Genomic DNA, 17,791 nt, shown 5'->3' with positions numbered 1-17,791 from the left:
ACCCTGTTCCAAAGAGTTTACGAAGAAGTTCCGGCATTCCTTGGCCTTAGGCAGAAAGCTGCCGATATGGGCCAGTTTGCCCAGCGGTAATGCTCTGGGGGCAGGCTGCGATCTTGCAAGGCGCTCAGCGCGCGTAAGCGGGGGCCTCGCCATCCGCGAGCGGCCAGTAGAAATCCGGCGGCAGCCCGGCATCGGCGCGTTTTTCCTCGTTGAAGGGCGGCTTCAATGCGCCATGAAAGTAGGTCTGCACGAGGGTGTGGAATTCGGCCTTGGGGTCAAGGTTGTCGCGCCCGCAGAGAAAGTTGAACCATTTGGCGCCATAGGCCACATGGCCGACCTCCTCGGCATAGATTTCTTCCAGTGCATCAATCGCCTGCTGCATCCCCGCCTTGCGAAAGATCGCGATCATGCCCGGGGTGACATCCAGACCGCGGGCCTCCAGCACCATCGGCACCACGGCGAGGCGGCCCATCAGGTCGTCCTTCGTATCCTCGGCGGCGCGCCACATGCCGGCATGGGCGGGCAGGGCGCCGTAGTGGCTGTCGAGGCTCTCAAGGCAGTCGCACATCAGGTTGAAATGCTTGGATTCCTCATCTGCGGATTTCACCCAGTCATCATAGAACCCAAGGGGCATCGGGACATGAGTGAAACGGGCGATGATGTCCCAGTGCAGATCAACCGCGTTGAGTTCGATATGCGCCACCGCATGCAGCAGCGCGATGCGTCCCTGCGGCGAGCCGGGTTTGCGTTTCGGTACCTCACGCGGGTGCAGCAGCGCCGGCTGGTCCGGGCGGGCGGGATGCAGCGGCGGCGCGGCGCTGCCGATCGCGATCTCGGGTGCCTTGCCAGCGCGGGCCGCTCGCCACGCTGCGGCATGGGCACGAGACAGGGCGGTCTTGGCGCGCCCATCGGCGCAATTGAGCACTTCGGTCGCCATCTGGGCGAGGGTGGGGCGGCTTTGGGTCATGGGTCCGTCAGTCTGGCTTTGAGGTCGTGGCAGGGTGTGGCTGGCACATGTGGTGCGGTGGGTGGGTGGATCAGAGCTCACCAGAGCGAAAACGCTCCGGCACTGCCCCTCATCTGATCTGTCCCCTGCCATCGCAAAGTCTGACCTGCAAGGAAAATAGCCGCCCCCCCACGCACAGGGTGTGGCCCCTCGGCGATTTTTCTTGCAGCCCATCCAGGGCGGTGACGTCACAGGGGCAGGTGACGGGCGGCTCCGTAGTGAGGCGTCAGGTCACGGCGCAGGCGGTCCTGTGAGGTTTTGCGCTTTGCTGTGCAAATCGCGGGAGGGCGGGGCCGCGCCTGCGGCGCGGCCCCGCCCGGCCCAACGCTTTTGGAGGTGGCTTTGCCGCATCTTAAAAAGGGGCGGGAGCCTGCCGTTTTGTGCGATCGGGTCAGAGAGCTTTGACCGCCTCGAGGACCTCTTCGACATGGCCGGGGACTTTGACCTTGCGCCAGATGCGGGCGATCATCCCATCGCGGTCGATCACAAACGTCGACCGTTCGATGCCCATGCTTTTGCGACCATACATGTTCTTTTCCACCCAGACGCCATAATCCTCGCACATGGTGCTTTCTGCATCGGAGAGCAGCGGCACGGTGAGCCCATGTTTTGCGACGAATTTATCGTGTTTCGCCACCGTATCGCGCGAGACACCGAATACAGCCGCGCCCGCTTCGGCAAAGGCTTGCAGATGTTCGGAAAATCCGATGGATTCCTTGGTGCAACCCGGCGTATCATCGCGAGGATAGAAAAATAGAACAACGACCTGACCCTTCAGGTCCGAGAGGGATATTTCGCCGCCGCCATCGCGCGGAAGAGTGAACGCAGGGGCAAGGTCAGAGGGTTCGAGCATGTTTTGGGTCTCCAGACGTTTTCGCGCAAGTTTTCTTGCTGGTGCGAGCCATACATAGATCATGTCAGGCGAAGAAAAAGCACAGATCGTCACGCCGCCGCAGGAAGACCTGCCGCAATTCGTGGCGCCTGCGGATCAGAAACCCACATGGCGGCGTCGGGCCATGCGCCGGACCTGGAAGATCCTTGTGTGGGTCTCGGCAGTTGCGGCTGTGCTGGCGGTGGCGGTGTTTGTCCTTTTGGACAAGCGGCTGGGCGCGCCTGATTGGCTGCGCGCGGAAGCAGAGCAGCGTCTCGAGGCGCAGCTGGGCGGGCTGGAGATCGAATTCGGCGAGATCGAACTGGTGGTGCACAGCGGCTGGCGGCCGCGGCTGTCGTTGCGTGATGTGACGCTCTTCTATCCAGACGGAAGCCCGGCGGCGCATTTGGAAGATGCGCAGGCGGCGCTGGCCATGCGCCCGTTGCTGCGCGGCCAGATCCGGCCAAAGACGATCTCCCTGTCCGGCCTCTTTGCGACCTTGCAACGGGAAAGTGATGGCGCGGTCGCGCTGAGCTTCTCGGACGGCGCGGCGCCATTCCGGCAGGCTCGGAACCTGCCGCAGTTGATCGAGGCCTGGGACCGCCAGCTTGAACTGCCGATCCTGTCGGCCTTGACGCGCGTCGAGACCCAGGCGGTTACCCTGAGCTATATTGACCGGCGGATTGATCGTGCCTGGACGCTGGACGGTGGGACGATCCTGCTGTCGCGCGCGGGCGACAATGTGGAGATCGAGGCCGGGTTCTCGGTGCTGAGCGGGCGCGAATATGCCAGCACGGTCGAGGCCACCTATCGCTCAGACATTGGCAATACCGCCGCGGAATTTGCCGTGGTGGTGGATCAGGTGCCTAGCTCGGACGTGGCCAGCCAAAGCCCCGCGTTTGGGTGGCTTGATGTCTTGCGCGCGCCGATCTCCGGTGCCTTGCAAGGGGCCGTGGACAGCAAGGGCATCTTGTTGCCATTGACCGCGAGTTTGGAGATCGGCAGCGGCGTGATCCAGCCAAACGAGGCTCTGAAACCCGTGCCGCTGCAGTCTGCGCAGAGTTTCTTTACCTTCGATCCGGCCACGCAGGAGCTGGAATTTTCCCGCCTCTCGGTCGACAGCGGCTGGGTCAGTGGTCAGATGGAAGGGCGCGCGGAGCTGGTGGGGGTGCGCGATGGGCGCCTGACGGAGTTGGTCGGCCAGTTGCGATTTACCGATCTGAAGCTGAACCCGCTGCGGCTTTATCCCGAGCCGTTGTCGTTCTCCGGGGTGCGCGTCGATTTCCTGATGGAGCTGGCGCCATTCCGGTTGCGTCTCGGCGAAATGCTGGTTCAGCAAGGCGACACGGACCTTCTGTTGCACGGGGAGGTCCGGGCCGGAGACAAAGGCTGGAACTACGATGTTCAGGGGGCGGCAGACCATCTGGATGTCGCGGTCGTCAAGGAAATGTGGCCCCCCTCGGCGCCCCCCAAACCCCGCGCCTGGTTCACGGAGAACGTGTTGACCGGCGACATTCAAAATGCGCAGTTTGCGTTGCGTGGACGGGACGCGGAGAAGCCCTTTGTCGCGCTGGATCTTGGGTTCGAGAACGGCAGCGTCAGGTTCAACAAATTCTACCCCAATCTTGAAGATGCCGCAGGGCAGCTCAGCATCTATGGCAAGCGTCTGGTGGTTACGGCCACCCGTGGTGCGGTGACGGCCCGACAGGGGGGCGCCATGGATATGGCGGGGTCCTCCTTCATCATTCCCGACATGTCGCAAAAAGGGGACAGCAGTCTTGGGATTTTGCGGGCGCAGGCGGATGGGCCAGCGCTGGCGGTGCTGTCGTTGCTCAATCGTGCGCCCCTAAGCATTTTGGACAATGTAGGCCTTCCGGTCGAGCTGGGTGAGGGCGCGGTTTCGGTGACGGCGACCGCTGCGATGCCGCTGAAGAAGAAGCTTGATGTGAAGGAAGTGGACTATCACTACGCCGGACAGCTGCGGGATGTGAGCAGCTCGGTGCTGGTGCCGGGGTTTGAGATCGCATCGGACCAGCTGTCGATCTCTGGCGACAACAGCCATGTGATGGTGTCGGGACCGGGGCAGTTCGCCGGGGTGCCGATCCGGGCGCGCTGGCGTCAGGGGCTGCGGCCCGGCAATCCGCCGGATGGCACCATCGAGGGTGAGATCGAACTGTCGCCGCGCACCATAGAGGCCCTGAAGATCGGCCTGCCGGATGGATTGGTCAGGGGAACGGGCAGCGCAACGATCAAGGCGGTTCTGCCACCGGGAAAGCCGGTGCAGTTGAGCGTTCAAAGTGATCTGCAAGGGGTCGGCCTGCGGTTGCCGGAGCTGGCCTGGAGCAAGCCGGAACGCACAACCGGCACGCTGTCATTCAACACGGTGCTGACCGGAACGCCCTCTGTCGAGAACCTGGTGCTTGAGGCCAGCGGCCTGCGGGCGCAGGGGCGTGTGACAGTAAAACCCACCGGCGGCTTGGACACCGCGCAGTTCTCTAATGTCTCGCTTGGCAATTGGCTGCAGGGCCCGGTGACCTTGACCGGGCGCGGCGATGCGACACCCGCGCTGGCGATGACGGGCGGGGTGATCGATCTGCGCACCGCTCCGTTCAGCAGTCGAGAGAGCGGGCAGAGCGGCGGCGGTGGCGGCAGCAACACACCGATCTCGCTGGCGATCGACAGATTGCAGGTTACCGACGAGATTGCACTGACCCGGTTCGAGGGTCGGTTTGACACGCTTGGCGGGTTCAACGGCGCCTTTACCGGCAACCTTGGCTCACTGACGCCGGTTGAGGGCGTGGTGGTCCCGCAGGCTGGCGGGCTTGCCATGCGCGTCCGGTCGCAGGATGCGGGCGGGGTGTTTCGTGCCGCTGAAGTGGTGCGCCACGGGTATGGCGGATCGTTCGAGATGACGCTGATCCCGGCGCAGACGGCGGGGGAATACAACGGGCAGGTGCGGATCAGTAATATCCGCATCAAGCGCGCCCCGGCGATTGCGGCCCTGATCAATTCGCTCAGTCTGGTTGGGCTGTTCGACGAGCTGTCGGGTCAGGGGATCCTGTTCACCAGCGTGGAGGCGGATTTCCGGCTTGGATCACGTTACCTGACGCTGAACAGTTCGTCCGCGGTGGGCCCGTCGATCGGCCTGTCGCTGGACGGGGTCTATGATCTGACAACCAGCCGTATGAACATGCGTGGGGTGTTGTCGCCGATCTACCTTGTGAACGCGATCGGCAGCGTGATGACCCGCAAAGGCGAGGGGGTGTTTGGCTTTTCCTTCACATTGACGGGCCACGCGGATGACCCCAAGGTCTCGGTCAATCCGCTCTCGGGGCTTGCACCGGGCTTCCTGCGTGAAATTTTCCGCGGCGCGCAGCCGACGGCCCCCGGCGAAGAGCCAGAAACACCTCGCAAATCCGCACAAGAGCAACGCGAGGAGCGGCAGCAGCGGCGGGACAATCGCTAGGCCATAAAAACTGAGATGTGACGACTGCGGGCCATGGACTTTCCTCTGGGCGCGCAGTATCGCGCGCCACATGAAACTCAGCGATTTTGACTTTGACCTGCCCGATGATCTGATTGCGACGCGGCCCGCCGTGCCGCGGTCCTCCGCGCGTCTGCTGGTGGCGGAGCAGGACCAGATCACCGATGCCCGTGTGACCGATCTGTTGCAATGGCTGCAGCCGGGCGACCGCCTGGTTTTGAATGACACCCGCGTCATCCCGGCGCGTCTCAGCGGTCAGCGTCATCGCGACTCGGCGCAAGGCGCTGTGTCGGCGCGGATCGAGGTGACCTTGCTGGAGCCGCAGGCCGATGCTTGCTGGGGCGCTTTGTTGAAACCGCTCAAGAAGATCAAGGTCGGTGAGACGGTGGTGTTCAGCGATCAGCTGTCGGCAGAGCTTGTCGAGGTGGTCGAGGGACAGGGACGTCTGCGCTTCAACCTTGCGGGCGATGATTTCGACGCGGCGCTGGCCGAGGCGGGGGCAATGCCGTTGCCGCCCTATATCGCCGCCAAACGCCCGGCGGATGAGCAGGACAAGACCGACTATCAGACCGTCTGGGCACGCAGCACCGGCGCCGTCGCGGCGCCCACGGCGAGCCTGCATTTCGACGAGGCACTGCTGGCGGCGCTTGCTGCAAAGGGCGTTGAGTTCACCTATGTCACGCTGCATGTGGGCGCCGGTACGTTCCTGCCGGTCAAGGTCGAGGACGTGACCAGCCACAAGATGCATGCCGAATGGGGGCAGGTGACGGTGCAGGCCGCGGCTGAGATCGCCGCCACCAAGGCAGCTGGCCAGCGGGTGATCCCGGTGGGCACCACAGCGCTGCGCCTGATTGAAAGTGCGGCGCGCGACAGCGGCGCGATTGCACCGTGGGAAGGCGAGACGGATATCTTCATCTATCCCGGTTTCACCTTCCGGGTGGCAGATGCGCTGATGACCAATTTCCACCTGCCGAAATCAACCCTGATGATGCTGGTCTCGGCCCTGATGGGACAGGAGCGCATGCGCCGGGTCTATGATCACGCGGTGGCGGAGCGCTATCGGTTTTTCTCCTACGGAGATGCCTCTCTGCTGATTCCCTGAGCGTCATCCCAGTTATGCGGTGGCGATCCCAAAGGCTGAGGGGTTGACCGTTAACGTTACTGTGGGAAGGTCGCGCAGGAACACGTCCGAGTCGGAAACGCCGGGCTATTGCGCCGAGAAACAGACGATACCTTGACCCTTGCGAGCGCCCACGGCGTTTTTTGCATCTACACACTGCCCCAAACCGGCCGCGCGCCAGGGGTTCATGAAACTCTCCTCGTTCGGTCTAAACCGGCGGGCTCCTGACAAAGATTGAAGGAGACGAAACGACATGTTGCAAGTTCTGTCGAGTGCCTGGGCGCTTCTAATGGGGGTCGGGCTACTGATGCTGGGCAACGGTCTTCAGGGCACGCTCTTGGGTGTGCGCGGGGGGATCGAAGGCTACTCCACGCTGACCATGTCGCTGGTCATGTCCACCTATTTTGTCGGACTGCTGCTGGGCTCCTGGGTGTCGCCGGGCATGATCCGACGCGTGGGCCATGTGCGGGTCTTTGCGGCACTGGCCTCGCTGATCTCGGCGGTGATGGTGATCTATCCGGCCGTGCCGAACCCGGTCGTTTGGATGCTGGGCCGTCTGATCGTTGGTTTCTGCTTCTCGGGTGTGTATGTCACGGCGGAAAGCTGGCTCAACAATGCCGCCGACAATGAAAACCGCGGCAAGGCGCTGTCGCTCTACATGATCGTGATGACGCTGGGGCTGGTGGCCGCACAGGGGTTCATCCTGATCGGTGACCCGGCGGGCTATTTGCCCTTCGTGATCGCCTCCATTGCGGTTTCGATCTCCTTTGCGCCCATTCTGCTGTCGATTTCACCGACGCCGGCCTTTGACACCGCAAAGCGGATGACCCTGAAGGAGCTGATGAAGGCGTCACCTCTGGGCTGTGTCGGCATGTTCCTGATTGGCGGCGTGTTCTCGGCGCAGTTTGGTATGTCGGCGGTGTACGCGACCGAAGCCGGGATGAAGCTGCATCAGGTCTCGCTGTTTGCTGCAAGCTTCTATGTCGGCGCCTTGTTCATGCAGTTCCCGCTGGGCTTTCTTTCGGATCGGATGGATCGGCGTCTGCTGATCATGTTTGTCGCCGGAACGGCGAGTGTGACGTCGGTGCTGGCGATGCTCCTTGGGGGCTCGTTCGTGCTGCTGCTGGTCTCGGCCTTTGTCATAGGTGGGCTGATCAATCCGCTCTATTCCTTGCTGCTGGCGCATACCAACGACTTTCTGGATCATGACGACATGGCCTCGGCGTCCGGCGGGTTGATCTTTATCAACGGGCTTGGTGCTTGTGGCGGTCCGGTCATCATCGGTTGGCTGATGTCGGACTCCGTCGCTGGCCCCAATGGGTTCTTCCTGTTCATGGCGGTCCTGCTGGGCATTCTGGTGGTCTACGCCGGATATCGCGCCACGCAGCGTGCAACCATTCCCGTGGATGAGACCGGTGTCATGCCTGCCATGAGCCCGTCCTCCACGTCGGTCGCGGTGGAACTGGCACAGGAATATGCCATCGAGACAGAGTTGGAAGAGCAAGAAAACGCCGCTTCTCCAAACTGATAGCGCAATCACGCACAGGAAACGGTCATCTCATCACAAAAGTGACTGAGGTGGCCGTTTTTGTAACCTAACGTCACTTGTGCTCGCCCCCTGAATCAGGCTCATCTTGGAAGTGTTACGTTAATTTTATAGCCGGTGGAGAAAGACCAATGGCAGGCCCTGAACAGATACTGGAATTTTGGCTCGATCACGTCGGCGAGCAAGGCTGGTATCGGCAAGACGATGCGCTGGACGCAGAGATCCGCGCACGGTTCGAGGACACGTGGAAACAGGCTTGCGAGGGCAGCTACTCGCTCTGGCTGACCTATCCCAGCGGTGTACTGGCCTATATCATCCTGATGGATCAGTTTCCGCGCAATATGTTCCGCGGTCAGGGGCGTGCCTTTGCGTCGGATCAGGCGGCGCTGTCTGCGGCCAAGGCAGCCGTGGACCGCAAATGGGACCTGAAGATCGACGAGCCTGCACGGCAGTTCTTCTATCTGCCGATGATGCATTCCGAGAGCCTGTGCGATCAGGAACGCTGCGTGCGCCTGATCCATGAACGGCTCGATAAGACCGGCGCGCAGAACCTGCTGCATGCGCGCGCGCATCGTGAGGTGATCCGTCTGTTTGGCCGTTTTCCCTATCGCAACGAGGCGCTGAGCCGCCACAGCACCGCGCCGGAACTGGATTACGTCAGTGCCGGTGGCTACGGCTCCACTGTGCGGGAGTTGCAGGCCATCGCCTGAACCTGATTGATCCCGAAGCATTATAAAGCCCCGCCAGATCCATCTGGCGGGGCTTTTGCGTTTGCATGGGCGAGAAGCTGCCATGCCGTGAGAGAGCAGCGAATAGATTGTCCGAAATCTGCAAGCCTGTGCAATTCTCTGCCAGAGATGAGAGGTGGACGAGCAATGAAATTGCACGGGATGATTGTCGCAGGAGCCGTGGCTCTGGCCTCAGCGGCGATGTCGGATGAGCCAGATTGGGCAAGGCTCATGGCGGAGGCAGAATGGGACTGGCGGCCGGGCGATCTGATTTTTCGAAATGGCCTGAATGACGCGGATGATGTGCTCAAACATGCCTCGGATGCACCATGGGCGAAGGTCGGGATATTGCGTGCCTCCAGTGGCGGGCCGCGGGTGGTCTATGTCGACGAGACGGAGGGCGTGACAGAGGTCATGCTTTACCGCTTTGTCGAAGAGCTGACACCAGAGGACTATGCGGTCTATCGCATTGAAAGCCTGTCCAGCACGCTTGAGGATGGCCAGCAATTACAGGGACCGCTGGCCCGGTATGCGCTGAATGTGGCGTTTGGTGCGCCCTTTGATGATCAGTTTCAGCTCGGCAATGACGCCTATTACAGCGCAGAACTGATTTACGAGGCAGCGATGTCAGCCGGGGTAAGGCTGGCAGAGCCTGTCACGCTCGCCAGTCTTTCTGCTGCTGGCACTGAACTGGGTGACAGGGTGCTGACAGCCGCGCATGCGTCGCAGGACTGTGCAAGCGCGCAATGCGGGTCTTTGGTTGCAGCGCGAGAGATCGTCACGGTGGATGCGCTGCTCCGCTCGGATGCGCTGACGCAGGTTTTTCCTGAATAGGCGGGCTCATCGCTTGGCGGCGCGAAGTCGGATTTTTGGTTGAACCCGCAGTGTTGCTTGTTAGGGTCGCATGGTGTGACGCCGCAGTCTGAGGCCGGACTGGTATCTGCTCTGCTTCGACAGTTGCGGCATCGAGGAAACTAGTTTAACGGTAAACTAGTTTTGGATCTTTGTTCATGAGGGAACACAATGGCCGCAGCATCTTATGACGTGATCGTAATCGGCGCAGGCCCCGGTGGCTATGTCGCCGCAATCCGGGCCGCGCAGCTCGGTCTGAAGACCTGCGTTGTCGAGCGCGAGCACCTTGGAGGCATCTGTCTGAACTGGGGCTGCATCCCGACCAAGGCGCTGTTGCGCTCGTCGGAAGTGTTCCACCTGATGGAGCGCGCGAAGGACTTCGGCCTCAAGGCTGAAAACATCGGCTATGACCTCGGCGCGGTGGTAAAACGCTCGCGCGGTGTGGCCAAGCAACTGTCGGCTGGCGTCAAAGGTCTGCTGAAGAAGCACAAGATCGACGTGGTTATGGGCGCGGCGACAATCCCTGCCAAGGGCAAGGTGTCCGTCAAGACCGACAAGGGCACCGAGGAACTGACGGGCAAGAATATCATCGTCGCCACCGGTGCGCGGGCGCGGGAACTGCCGGGACTTGAGGCCGATGGCGATCTGGTCTGGACCTATAAACATGCGCTCGACCCGAAGCGGATGCCGAAGAAATTGCTGGTGATCGGTTCCGGCGCGATCGGCATTGAATTTGCCAGCTTCTACAACACGCTCGGCGCGGACACGACCGTGGTTGAGGTGATGGATCGCGTCTTGCCGGTGGAGGACGAGGAAATCTCGAAATTCGCCAAGAAGGCGTTCGAGAAACAAGGCATGAAGATCATGCAAAAGGCGATGGTCAAGAAGCTTGATCGCGCCTCCGGCAAGGTCACCGCCCATATCGAAGTGGGCGGCAAGGTCGAGAAGCACGAGTTTGACACGGTGATTTCCGCCGTCGGCATCGTCGGCAACACCGAAGGCCTCGGCCTCGAAGAGCTGGGCGTCAAGATCGACCGCACCCATGTCATCACCGATGAATACTGCCGCACCGGCATCGACGGCGTCTATGCCATTGGTGACATCGCCGGCGCGCCTTGGCTTGCGCATAAGGCGAGCCATGAGGGCGTGATGGTGGCCGAACTGATCGCTGGCAAACATGCCCATCCGGTGAAACCAGAAAGCATCGCGGGCTGCACCTATTGCCAGCCGCAGGTGGCCTCGGTCGGCTACACAGAAGCCAAGGCCAAGGAACTGGGCTACAAGATCAAGGTCGGCCGCTTTCCCTTCATCGGCAACGGCAAAGCCATTGCCTTGGGCGAGCCGGAGGGTCTGATCAAGACCATCTTTGACGAGAAAACCGGCGAGCTGTTGGGCGCGCATATGGTCGGCGCGGAAGTCACCGAGCTAATCCAGGGCTATGTGGTTGGTCGCCAGCTGGAGACCACCGAAGAGGACCTGATGAATACCGTCTTCCCGCATCCGACCCTATCGGAGATGATGCATGAAAGTGTGCTGGATGCCTTTGACCGGGTAATCCACCTCTGATCTGCGCATCTTGGGACGTTTTCAAAGGCCGGGTGTTTCGCCCGGCCTTTTTTATGCGGTTTGTGTGGGTACAAAATAGGTGCCATGTCATCTGGCGTCCCGAAGAGCGCAGGCATAGGGTGGCGGCTGATTTTCAGCGGGCGAGGGCGACGGGATGCAGCAGCAGGATCGTGGGACAAACTGGGTCATGGTGCTGCTGATCTGGGCGGCGGGTCTGGGGGCTGCGGCGCAATACGGCAAGATCGCGGTGATCTTTGACCGGCTGCCCGCGCTCTATCCCGGTGTTGGCGCGGCGATGGGCTGGACCGTGTCGCTGGTCGGAGTGCTGGGGATCGTCTTTGGCGTGGTGGCGGGGCTGTTTGTCTCGGCCTTTGGGTATCGGCGCACGCTGGTCTGCGCGCTGGCGCTTGGCGCGGTGATGTCGGCCCTGCAGGCGCTGCATCTGCCCTTCGGCCTGTTCCTGCTAACGCGGGTGGTAGAGGGAATCTCGCATCTCGGCGTGGTTGTGGCCGCGCCGACCTTGATGGCGCTCCTGGCAAGCGGCCCGGCGCGCGGATTGGCGCTGACGATCTGGAGCACCTTTTTTGGTGTGGCCTTTGCGATCCTGAGCTGGGCCGGGCTGCCGCTGGTTGATGCTTATGGCGTGCTGGCGCTGTTTGGCGTGCATGCGGCGATCATGGCTGTGCTTGCGGTGATCCTGCATGTGGCGCTGCGAGATGTGCCGGTGCCTGCCCGCACGCGCTATCCGGACCTCGCCGCCTTGCCCGCCCTGCATCTGAGCATCTACCGGTCTCCCTACAAACTTGCACCGGCGGCGGGGTGGCTGTTCTACACCTGCTGTTTTGTGGCGGTGCTGACGGTGCTGCCGCCTTTTCTCGACGAGAGCATCCGCCCACATGTGATGGGGGCGATGCCGCTGGTGTCCATTGCGGTGTCGATGACACTCGGCGCACTGCTGCTGCGGCAGATGCCCGGTGTGACGGTGGTGCAGATGGGCTTCCTGATTGGTGTGGCGTCGATGCTGTGGCTTTGGGCCATGCCGGGGCATTGGCTGGCCTGTATGGCGCTGGCGGCGGGGTTCGGGCTGGTGCAGGGCGCAAGCTTTGCCGCGGTGCCGCAGCTCAATGATATCGCTGCCGCGCAATCAGAGGCCAATGGCGCCATGGCGCAGGCCGGCAATCTGGGCAATGCCATCGGTACGCCGCTGTTTGTCGCGGTGATCGCATTTGGGGGCTATGGCGCATTGATGCTGACGGTGGCACTGCTGCTTTTGTGTGGCGCGGTAGTACATCAAGGCCTCGCTTCTCAGCGCCGCCGCTGGGCCGCTGACAGTTTCTGACAGCACATCTGACGCCGTTCCCTGTCTGTTCCGCATTTTCTCTTGGAGACTCGCGACTGCTCACCTATGTGTAATGCAAAGTTTGGGGGCGATATGGCTGAGTTGAAGAATATCGAGGTGCGCGGCGCGCGCGAGCACAATCTCAAGAACATCGACGTGGACATTCCGCGTGATGAGCTGGTGGTGATTACGGGCCTGTCTGGCTCGGGCAAGTCGAGCCTTGCCTTTGATACCATCTATGCCGAGGGGCAGCGGCGTTACGTTGAATCCCTCAGCGCCTATGCGCGCCAGTTTCTCGATATGATGGAAAAGCCGGATGTGGATCATATCTCGGGCCTGAGCCCGGCGATCTCCATCGAGCAAAAGACCACGTCGAAGAACCCGCGCTCCACCGTCGGCACGGTAACGGAGATTTACGACTATCTGCGTCTGTTGTTTGCCCGCGCTGGCACGCCCTACAGCCCTGCCACCGGCCAGCCCATCGAGGCGCAGCAGGTGCAGGATATGGTCGACCGGATCATGACGCTGGAGGAGGGCACCCGCGGCTATCTGCTGGCGCCCATCGTGCGCGACCGCAAGGGCGAGTATCGCAAGGAAATGCTCGAACTCCGGAAACAGGGCTTTCAGCGGGTGAAGGTGGACGGCGAGTTCCATGACCTCGACACGCCACCGACATTGGACAAGAAATACCGTCACGACATCGACGTGGTTGTCGACCGTCTGGTGGTGAAGGAAGGGCTGGAGACCCGGCTGGCGGACTCTCTGCGCACCGCACTGGATCTGGCTGATGGGATTGCCATTCTGGAGACCGCCCCGCGTGAGGGCGACCCGGAGCGGATCACGTTCTCTGAGAATTTTGCCTGCCCGGTCAGTGGCTTCACCATTCCGGAGATCGAGCCGCGGCTGTTTTCCTTCAACGCGCCCTTTGGGGCCTGCCCGCATTGCGACGGTCTTGGTGTGGAGCTGTTTTTTGACGAGCGCCTGGTGGTGCCGGATCAGGGGTTGAAGATCTATGACGGTGCGCTAGCGCCCTGGCGCAAGGGCAAATCGCCCTATTTTCTGCAAACCATCGAGGCGATCGCCAACCACTATGAGTTCGACAAGAACACGCCGTGGAAGGATCTGCCCGCGCATGTGAAACAGGTGTTCCTGCATGGCTCCGGCGACGAGGAAATCGCCTTTCGCTATGACGAAGGCGGCCGCGTCTACAATGTGACCCGCGTTTTTGAGGGCGTGATCCCCAATATGGAACGCCGCTACCGCGAGACGGATTCCAACTGGGTGCGCGAGGAGTTCGAGCGGTATCAGAACAACCGTGATTGCGGCCATTGTGGTGGCTATCGTCTGCGCGAAGAGGCGCTGGCGGTGAAGATCGGCCCTGCAGGAGGCGCGGCAGAGGATCGTCTGCACGTGGGGCAGGTGGTGGAGAAATCCATCCGCGAGGCGCTGGCCTGGATCGAGGATGTGCCCAACCACCTCACCGCGCAAAAGCAAGAGATCGCCCGCGCCATCGTCAAGGAAATCCGCGAGCGTCTCGGGTTCCTCAACAATGTGGGGTTGGAGTATCTGACCCTCAGCCGCAACGCAGGCACGCTCTCGGGCGGGGAAAGCCAGCGTATCCGTCTCGCGAGCCAGATCGGCTCCGGTCTGACGGGGGTGCTTTATGTGCTGGATGAACCGTCCATTGGTCTGCACCAGCGCGACAATGACCGGCTGATCACCACGCTCAAGAACCTGCGCGATCAGGGCAATACGGTGATCGTGGTGGAACATGACGAGGATATGATCCGTCAGGCCGATTACGTCTTTGACATTGGCCCGGGCGCCGGTGTGCATGGCGGGCAGGTCGTCAGCCACGGCACGCCCGCCGCGGTCGAGGGCGATGCAGGCTCGGTGACCGGGCAGTATCTGGCCGGAACGCGCGAGATTGAGGTGCCTGCCACACGGCGCAAGGGCAACAAGAAGAAGATCAAGGTGGTGAAGGCCACCGGCAACAACCTGAAAAACGTCACCGCCGAATTCCCGCTTGGGAAATTTGTCTGCGTTACCGGCGTGTCGGGCGGCGGCAAGTCCACCCTGACCATTGAGACGCTGTTCAAGACCGCCTCCATGCGCCTCAACGGCGCGCGCCAGACGCCTGCACCCTGCGAGACGATCAAGGGGCTGGAGCATCTGGACAAGGTGATCGACATCGACCAGCGCCCCATCGGGCGTACGCCGCGATCAAACCCCGCGACCTATACCGGCGCCTTTACCCCGATCCGCGACTGGTTTGCTGGTTTGCCGGAGGCCAAGACGCGCGGGTATAAACCGGGGCGGTTTTCTTTCAACGTCAAGGGCGGGCGCTGCGAGGCCTGTCAGGGTGACGGGGTTCTGAAGGTCGAGATGCACTTCTTGCCCGACGTCTATGTCACCTGCGAGACCTGTCAGGGCGCGCGCTACAACCGCGAGACGCTTGAGATCAAGTTCAAGGGCAAGAGCATTGCCGATGTGCTTGATATGACTGTGGAAGACGCGCAGGAATTCTTTGCTGCCGTGCCGACGATCCGCGACAAGATGGACGCGCTGATGCGGGTGGGGCTTGGCTATATCAAGGTCGGCCAGCAGGCCACGACGCTCTCGGGCGGTGAGGCGCAGCGGGTGAAACTGTCAAAGGAACTGGCGAAACGCTCCACGGGGCGGACGCTTTATATCCTCGACGAGCCGACCACGGGTCTTCATTTCGAGGATGTGCGCAAGCTGTTGGAAGTGCTGCATGAACTTGTCAAACAGGGCAATTCCGTGGTGGTGATTGAGCACAACCTCGATGTGATCAAAACCGCTGACTGGCTGATTGATATCGGTCCCGAGGGCGGCGATGGTGGTGGTGAGATCGTCGCCACCGGCACGCCGGAAAAGGTGGCGGAAGAGCCGCGCAGCCACACCGGATATTACCTGAAGCCAATGCTTGCCGCCAAGGCGCGCAAGAAGGTTGCAGCGGAGTAATGAAGCCGGGGCGAGGGGATCTTGCACCCCTCGTCCGGTGGTGCCTGCTGCGCTGCACGTGTCCGCGGACGTGACCAAAGACCTATTCGGTGCGGATCTGGTGGTTACCGGTTGGTGCGGTGCTCGCCAGCAGCAGCGGGATCAGGAACAAGGCAAGGAAGCCGGTGTTCATCACCACATTAAACGGAGCGCCGGACAGGACAGAACCCAGGCTGTCCGGCACATACCACGCCAGTAAGGTTGGCAGCAGGATGCGGCGGGCCAGCGCTGGATCTCGTGGGAATATCAGCGTGGTGACTTGCCAGACCGCCACAGCAAGGCCGATCAGCACACCGCCTGATATCGCCAGCATAAGTTGGGTCACCTCGTGATCGACGTCCTGCGCGCCGTCAAAGGGTAGGAACGCGATGTCGACAAAAGCAAGCGCGGCAGGTTTGATCGGCGTGTGCGGCGCCAGCATCAGGGCAAGGCCGAATATCGCGGTTCCGATCGCGGCGATACGCAGCACATGCGTTGCAAGATCATGTCTCATGGCGTTCTTTCTCTCATTTTGAGGTTCGTGTGGAACATGAACGGGCAGGGGCGCTGCTTCAATTACGTCGCAGGTAAGTGTATGGCCGTGCCCAAGGCCACGTGGCCGGGAATGAAGGGCAGGGCTGATATGGGTGATTTCAGCGATCGGTTGAGGGAATGGCGGCAGCTGCGTCGGATGAGCCAGCTCGATCTCGCTCTCGCGGCAGAGGTTTCGGCCCGACATGTCTCATTCCTCGAAACCGGGCGGGCGCAGCCCAGCCGCGACATGGTATTGCGCCTGAGCACGGAGTTGAGGCTGCCACAGGTGGAGATCAATGGCTTGCTGTCAGCCGCCGGGTTTGCGCCCGCCTATGGCGCGCGCCGTCTGACGGAGGCCGACCTGGCGCCGGTGCGGGAGGCGGTCGATTGGATGCTGGAGCGTCATGCCCCCTATCCGGCGATGGCGCTGGATCGGCACTGGCGGGTGCTGGCGCTGAATGCGCCGCTGTAGCGGCTGATGGGGCCGGTCGGATTGGGCGTCGAGGACAGTCTGCTTGAGGCGCTGCTGCACAATGACAGCCTGCGCAGCAATATCGTCAACCTTGCAGAGGTGGAACGGTTGATCCTGCAGCGGTTGCGCAGTGAACTGTCGCACTTCGGGCGGGACGATGTGATCGAACGCCATATGCAATGTCTGAGAAACCGTGGTGCGCAGGCGACGGATGGGGCGCCGACACCGCCGATGATCCCGACCCGGTATCGGATCGCAGGTCAGGTGCTGTCGTTCTTCTCGGCGATGTCACAGTTTGGTACGGTCGAGGATATCGCCCTGTCGGAGCTGCGGATCGAGTGCATGTTTCCGGCGGATGAGGCCACGCGGGTGGCACTCATCCAGTTGGGGGCGTCTTAGCCGCGGCCGCGTTTCTCAAGCCGGGGCAGCATGGCGGAGAAATCCTTGCCCTTGCCGTCCTCATTGTCGACGAACTGGGTATAGAGCGCTTCGGCCAGCTGACCCATCGGGGTATCAGCATCAGCGCTGCCTGCAGCTTGTTGTGACAGACGCAGATCCTTCAGCATCAGATCGGCGGCAAAGCCCGGCTGGTAGCCATTGTCCGCAGGCGATTGCGGACCCACACCGGGGGCCGGGCAATAGGCGTTCATCGACCAGCTGTAGCCCGAGGAAGTCGAGACCACATCGAACATTTTCTGCCGGTCAAGGCCAAGTTTGTCGGCCAGTGCAAAGGCCTCGCAGGTGGCAATCATGGTGACGCCGAGGATCATGTTGTTACAGATCTTTGCAGCCTGACCGGCACCGGCCTCGCCGCAATGCACGGCCTTTTGACCCATGATGTCAAACAGTGGCGCAGCCTTGGCAAAGGCCTCGGTCGAGCCGCCCGCCATGAAGGTCAAGGTGCCGCCCGCCGCGCCACCAATGCCGCCGGAGACGGGGGCATCGACAGACAGAAGACCGGCCGCCGCTGCCTGATCGGCCACGGCGCGCGCGCTGTCCACATCCACGGTGGAGCAGTCGACGAAGGCCGCGCCCGCGCTCATGGCGGGGACGATCTCGGAGGCCACATGACGCAGGATGTCGCCATTGGGCAGCATGGTGATGACCACATCTGCGCCCGTTGCGGCCTCGGCGGCACTCTTGGCCATGGTGACGCCTTCGATGGCGACATCCGCCATATCAAAACCCGTCACGTCATGGCCTGCCTTGGCAAGGTTCGCCGCCATCGGGCCGCCCATGTTGCCAAGTCCGATAAATCCGATTTTCATGT

The 17,791-nt window shown here is 61.8% G+C and carries 12 protein-coding genes and 1 pseudogene; 9 read left to right on the top strand and 4 right to left on the bottom strand.

The window, feature by feature from the left end; genetic code table 11:
* Positions 1 to 124: 124 nt before the first annotated feature.
* Positions 125 to 967 carry a ferritin-like domain-containing protein gene (locus tag R0J92_RS06215; protein ID WP_106163547.1) on the bottom strand — a complete coding sequence of 281 codons (843 nt, stop codon included), beginning with the start codon at positions 965 to 967 and terminating at the stop codon, positions 125 to 127.
* 430 nt (positions 968 to 1,397) lie between these two features.
* Positions 1,398 to 1,859, bottom strand: coding sequence for a peroxiredoxin (locus tag R0J92_RS06210; protein WP_411051061.1), 462 nt, complete (start codon positions 1,857 to 1,859; stop codon positions 1,398 to 1,400).
* A 61-nt stretch (positions 1,860 to 1,920) separates the two neighbouring features.
* Here R0J92_RS06210 and R0J92_RS06205 point away from each other — a divergent pair, with 61 nt between their 5' ends.
* The 8 genes from R0J92_RS06205 to uvrA all read left to right on the top strand — a co-directional run bounded on the left by R0J92_RS06205 (position 1,921) and on the right by uvrA (position 15,497).
* Entirely contained in the window at positions 1,921 to 5,343 is a 3,423-nt protein-coding gene (locus tag R0J92_RS06205) for an AsmA-like C-terminal region-containing protein (protein WP_411051060.1), read from the top strand.
* A 70-nt stretch (positions 5,344 to 5,413) separates the two neighbouring features.
* Positions 5,414 to 6,463 (top strand): tRNA preQ1(34) S-adenosylmethionine ribosyltransferase-isomerase QueA, encoded by a 1,050-nt coding sequence (gene queA, locus R0J92_RS06200; protein WP_411051059.1) that lies wholly within the window; start codon positions 5,414 to 5,416, stop codon positions 6,461 to 6,463.
* Between the two features lie 271 nt (positions 6,464 to 6,734).
* Positions 6,735 to 8,009, top strand: a complete 1,275-nt coding sequence (locus R0J92_RS06195; protein ID WP_106163551.1) for an MFS transporter — start codon at positions 6,735 to 6,737, stop codon at positions 8,007 to 8,009.
* Between the two features lie 149 nt (positions 8,010 to 8,158).
* Positions 8,159 to 8,737, top strand: coding sequence for a DUF924 family protein (locus R0J92_RS06190; protein WP_317386289.1), 579 nt, complete (start codon positions 8,159 to 8,161; stop codon positions 8,735 to 8,737).
* A 165-nt stretch (positions 8,738 to 8,902) separates the two neighbouring features.
* Positions 8,903 to 9,589, top strand: a complete 687-nt coding sequence (locus R0J92_RS06185) for a peptidoglycan peptidase (RefSeq protein ID WP_411051058.1) — start codon at positions 8,903 to 8,905, stop codon at positions 9,587 to 9,589.
* Between the two features lie 189 nt (positions 9,590 to 9,778).
* Positions 9,779 to 11,173, top strand: a complete 1,395-nt coding sequence (gene lpdA / locus R0J92_RS06180; protein ID WP_106163554.1) for a dihydrolipoyl dehydrogenase — start codon at positions 9,779 to 9,781, stop codon at positions 11,171 to 11,173.
* 154 nt (positions 11,174 to 11,327) lie between these two features.
* Complete coding sequence (locus R0J92_RS06175; protein ID WP_411051057.1) at positions 11,328 to 12,512, top strand: MFS transporter; 1,185 nt, start codon at positions 11,328 to 11,330, stop codon at positions 12,510 to 12,512.
* Between the two features lie 93 nt (positions 12,513 to 12,605).
* A complete protein-coding gene (gene uvrA / locus R0J92_RS06170; protein ID WP_411051056.1) occupies positions 12,606 to 15,497 on the top strand; it encodes an excinuclease ABC subunit UvrA in 2,892 nt (963 codons plus the stop codon).
* 82 nt (positions 15,498 to 15,579) lie between these two features.
* Here uvrA and R0J92_RS06165 read toward each other — a convergent pair whose 3' ends face one another.
* A complete protein-coding gene (locus R0J92_RS06165) occupies positions 15,580 to 16,029 on the bottom strand; it encodes an excinuclease ABC subunit A (RefSeq protein WP_411051055.1) in 450 nt (149 codons plus the stop codon).
* Here R0J92_RS06165 and R0J92_RS06160 point away from each other — a divergent pair.
* A pseudogene (locus R0J92_RS06160) lies at positions 16,006 to 16,920 on the top strand (helix-turn-helix domain-containing protein). The gene R0J92_RS06165 and the pseudogene R0J92_RS06160 sit on opposite strands and share 24 nt — an antisense overlap.
* Here R0J92_RS06160 and mmsB read toward each other — a convergent pair.
* Complete coding sequence (mmsB, locus tag R0J92_RS06155; protein WP_317386282.1) at positions 16,917 to 17,789, bottom strand: 3-hydroxyisobutyrate dehydrogenase; 873 nt, start codon at positions 17,787 to 17,789, stop codon at positions 16,917 to 16,919. The pseudogene R0J92_RS06160 and the gene mmsB overlap by 4 nt on opposite strands.
* Positions 17,790 to 17,791: the final 2 nt, after the last annotated feature.

Origin of the sequence: Tritonibacter sp. SIMBA_163 (assembly GCF_046535935.1) — a bacterium.
GTDB classification, from domain to species: Bacteria; Pseudomonadota; Alphaproteobacteria; order Rhodobacterales; family Rhodobacteraceae; genus Epibacterium; species Epibacterium scottomollicae.
This window is presented reverse-complemented; position numbering and strand designations above follow the sequence as displayed.

What these genes read in the sequence shown, in the direction of transcription:
- R0J92_RS06215 (WP_106163547.1), bottom strand. Translation starts at nt 967, where the DNA reads ATGACCCAAAGCCGCCCCACCCTCGCCCAGATGGCGACCGAAGTGCTC.
- R0J92_RS06210 (WP_411051061.1), bottom strand. Translation starts at nt 1,859, where the DNA reads ATGCTCGAACCCTCTGACCTTGCCCCTGCGTTCACTCTTCCGCGCGAT.
- R0J92_RS06205 (WP_411051060.1), top strand. Translation starts at nt 1,921, where the DNA reads ATGTCAGGCGAAGAAAAAGCACAGATCGTCACGCCGCCGCAGGAAGAC.
- queA (WP_411051059.1), top strand. Translation starts at nt 5,414, where the DNA reads ATGAAACTCAGCGATTTTGACTTTGACCTGCCCGATGATCTGATTGCG.
- R0J92_RS06195 (WP_106163551.1), top strand. Translation starts at nt 6,735, where the DNA reads ATGTTGCAAGTTCTGTCGAGTGCCTGGGCGCTTCTAATGGGGGTCGGG.
- R0J92_RS06190 (WP_317386289.1), top strand. Translation starts at nt 8,159, where the DNA reads ATGGCAGGCCCTGAACAGATACTGGAATTTTGGCTCGATCACGTCGGC.
- R0J92_RS06185 (WP_411051058.1), top strand. Translation starts at nt 8,903, where the DNA reads ATGAAATTGCACGGGATGATTGTCGCAGGAGCCGTGGCTCTGGCCTCA.
- lpdA (WP_106163554.1), top strand. Translation starts at nt 9,779, where the DNA reads ATGGCCGCAGCATCTTATGACGTGATCGTAATCGGCGCAGGCCCCGGT.
- R0J92_RS06175 (WP_411051057.1), top strand. Translation starts at nt 11,328, where the DNA reads ATGCAGCAGCAGGATCGTGGGACAAACTGGGTCATGGTGCTGCTGATC.
- uvrA (WP_411051056.1), top strand. Translation starts at nt 12,606, where the DNA reads ATGGCTGAGTTGAAGAATATCGAGGTGCGCGGCGCGCGCGAGCACAAT.
- R0J92_RS06165 (WP_411051055.1), bottom strand. Translation starts at nt 16,029, where the DNA reads ATGAGACATGATCTTGCAACGCATGTGCTGCGTATCGCCGCGATCGGA.
- mmsB (WP_317386282.1), bottom strand. Translation starts at nt 17,789, where the DNA reads ATGAAAATCGGATTTATCGGACTTGGCAACATGGGCGGCCCGATGGCG.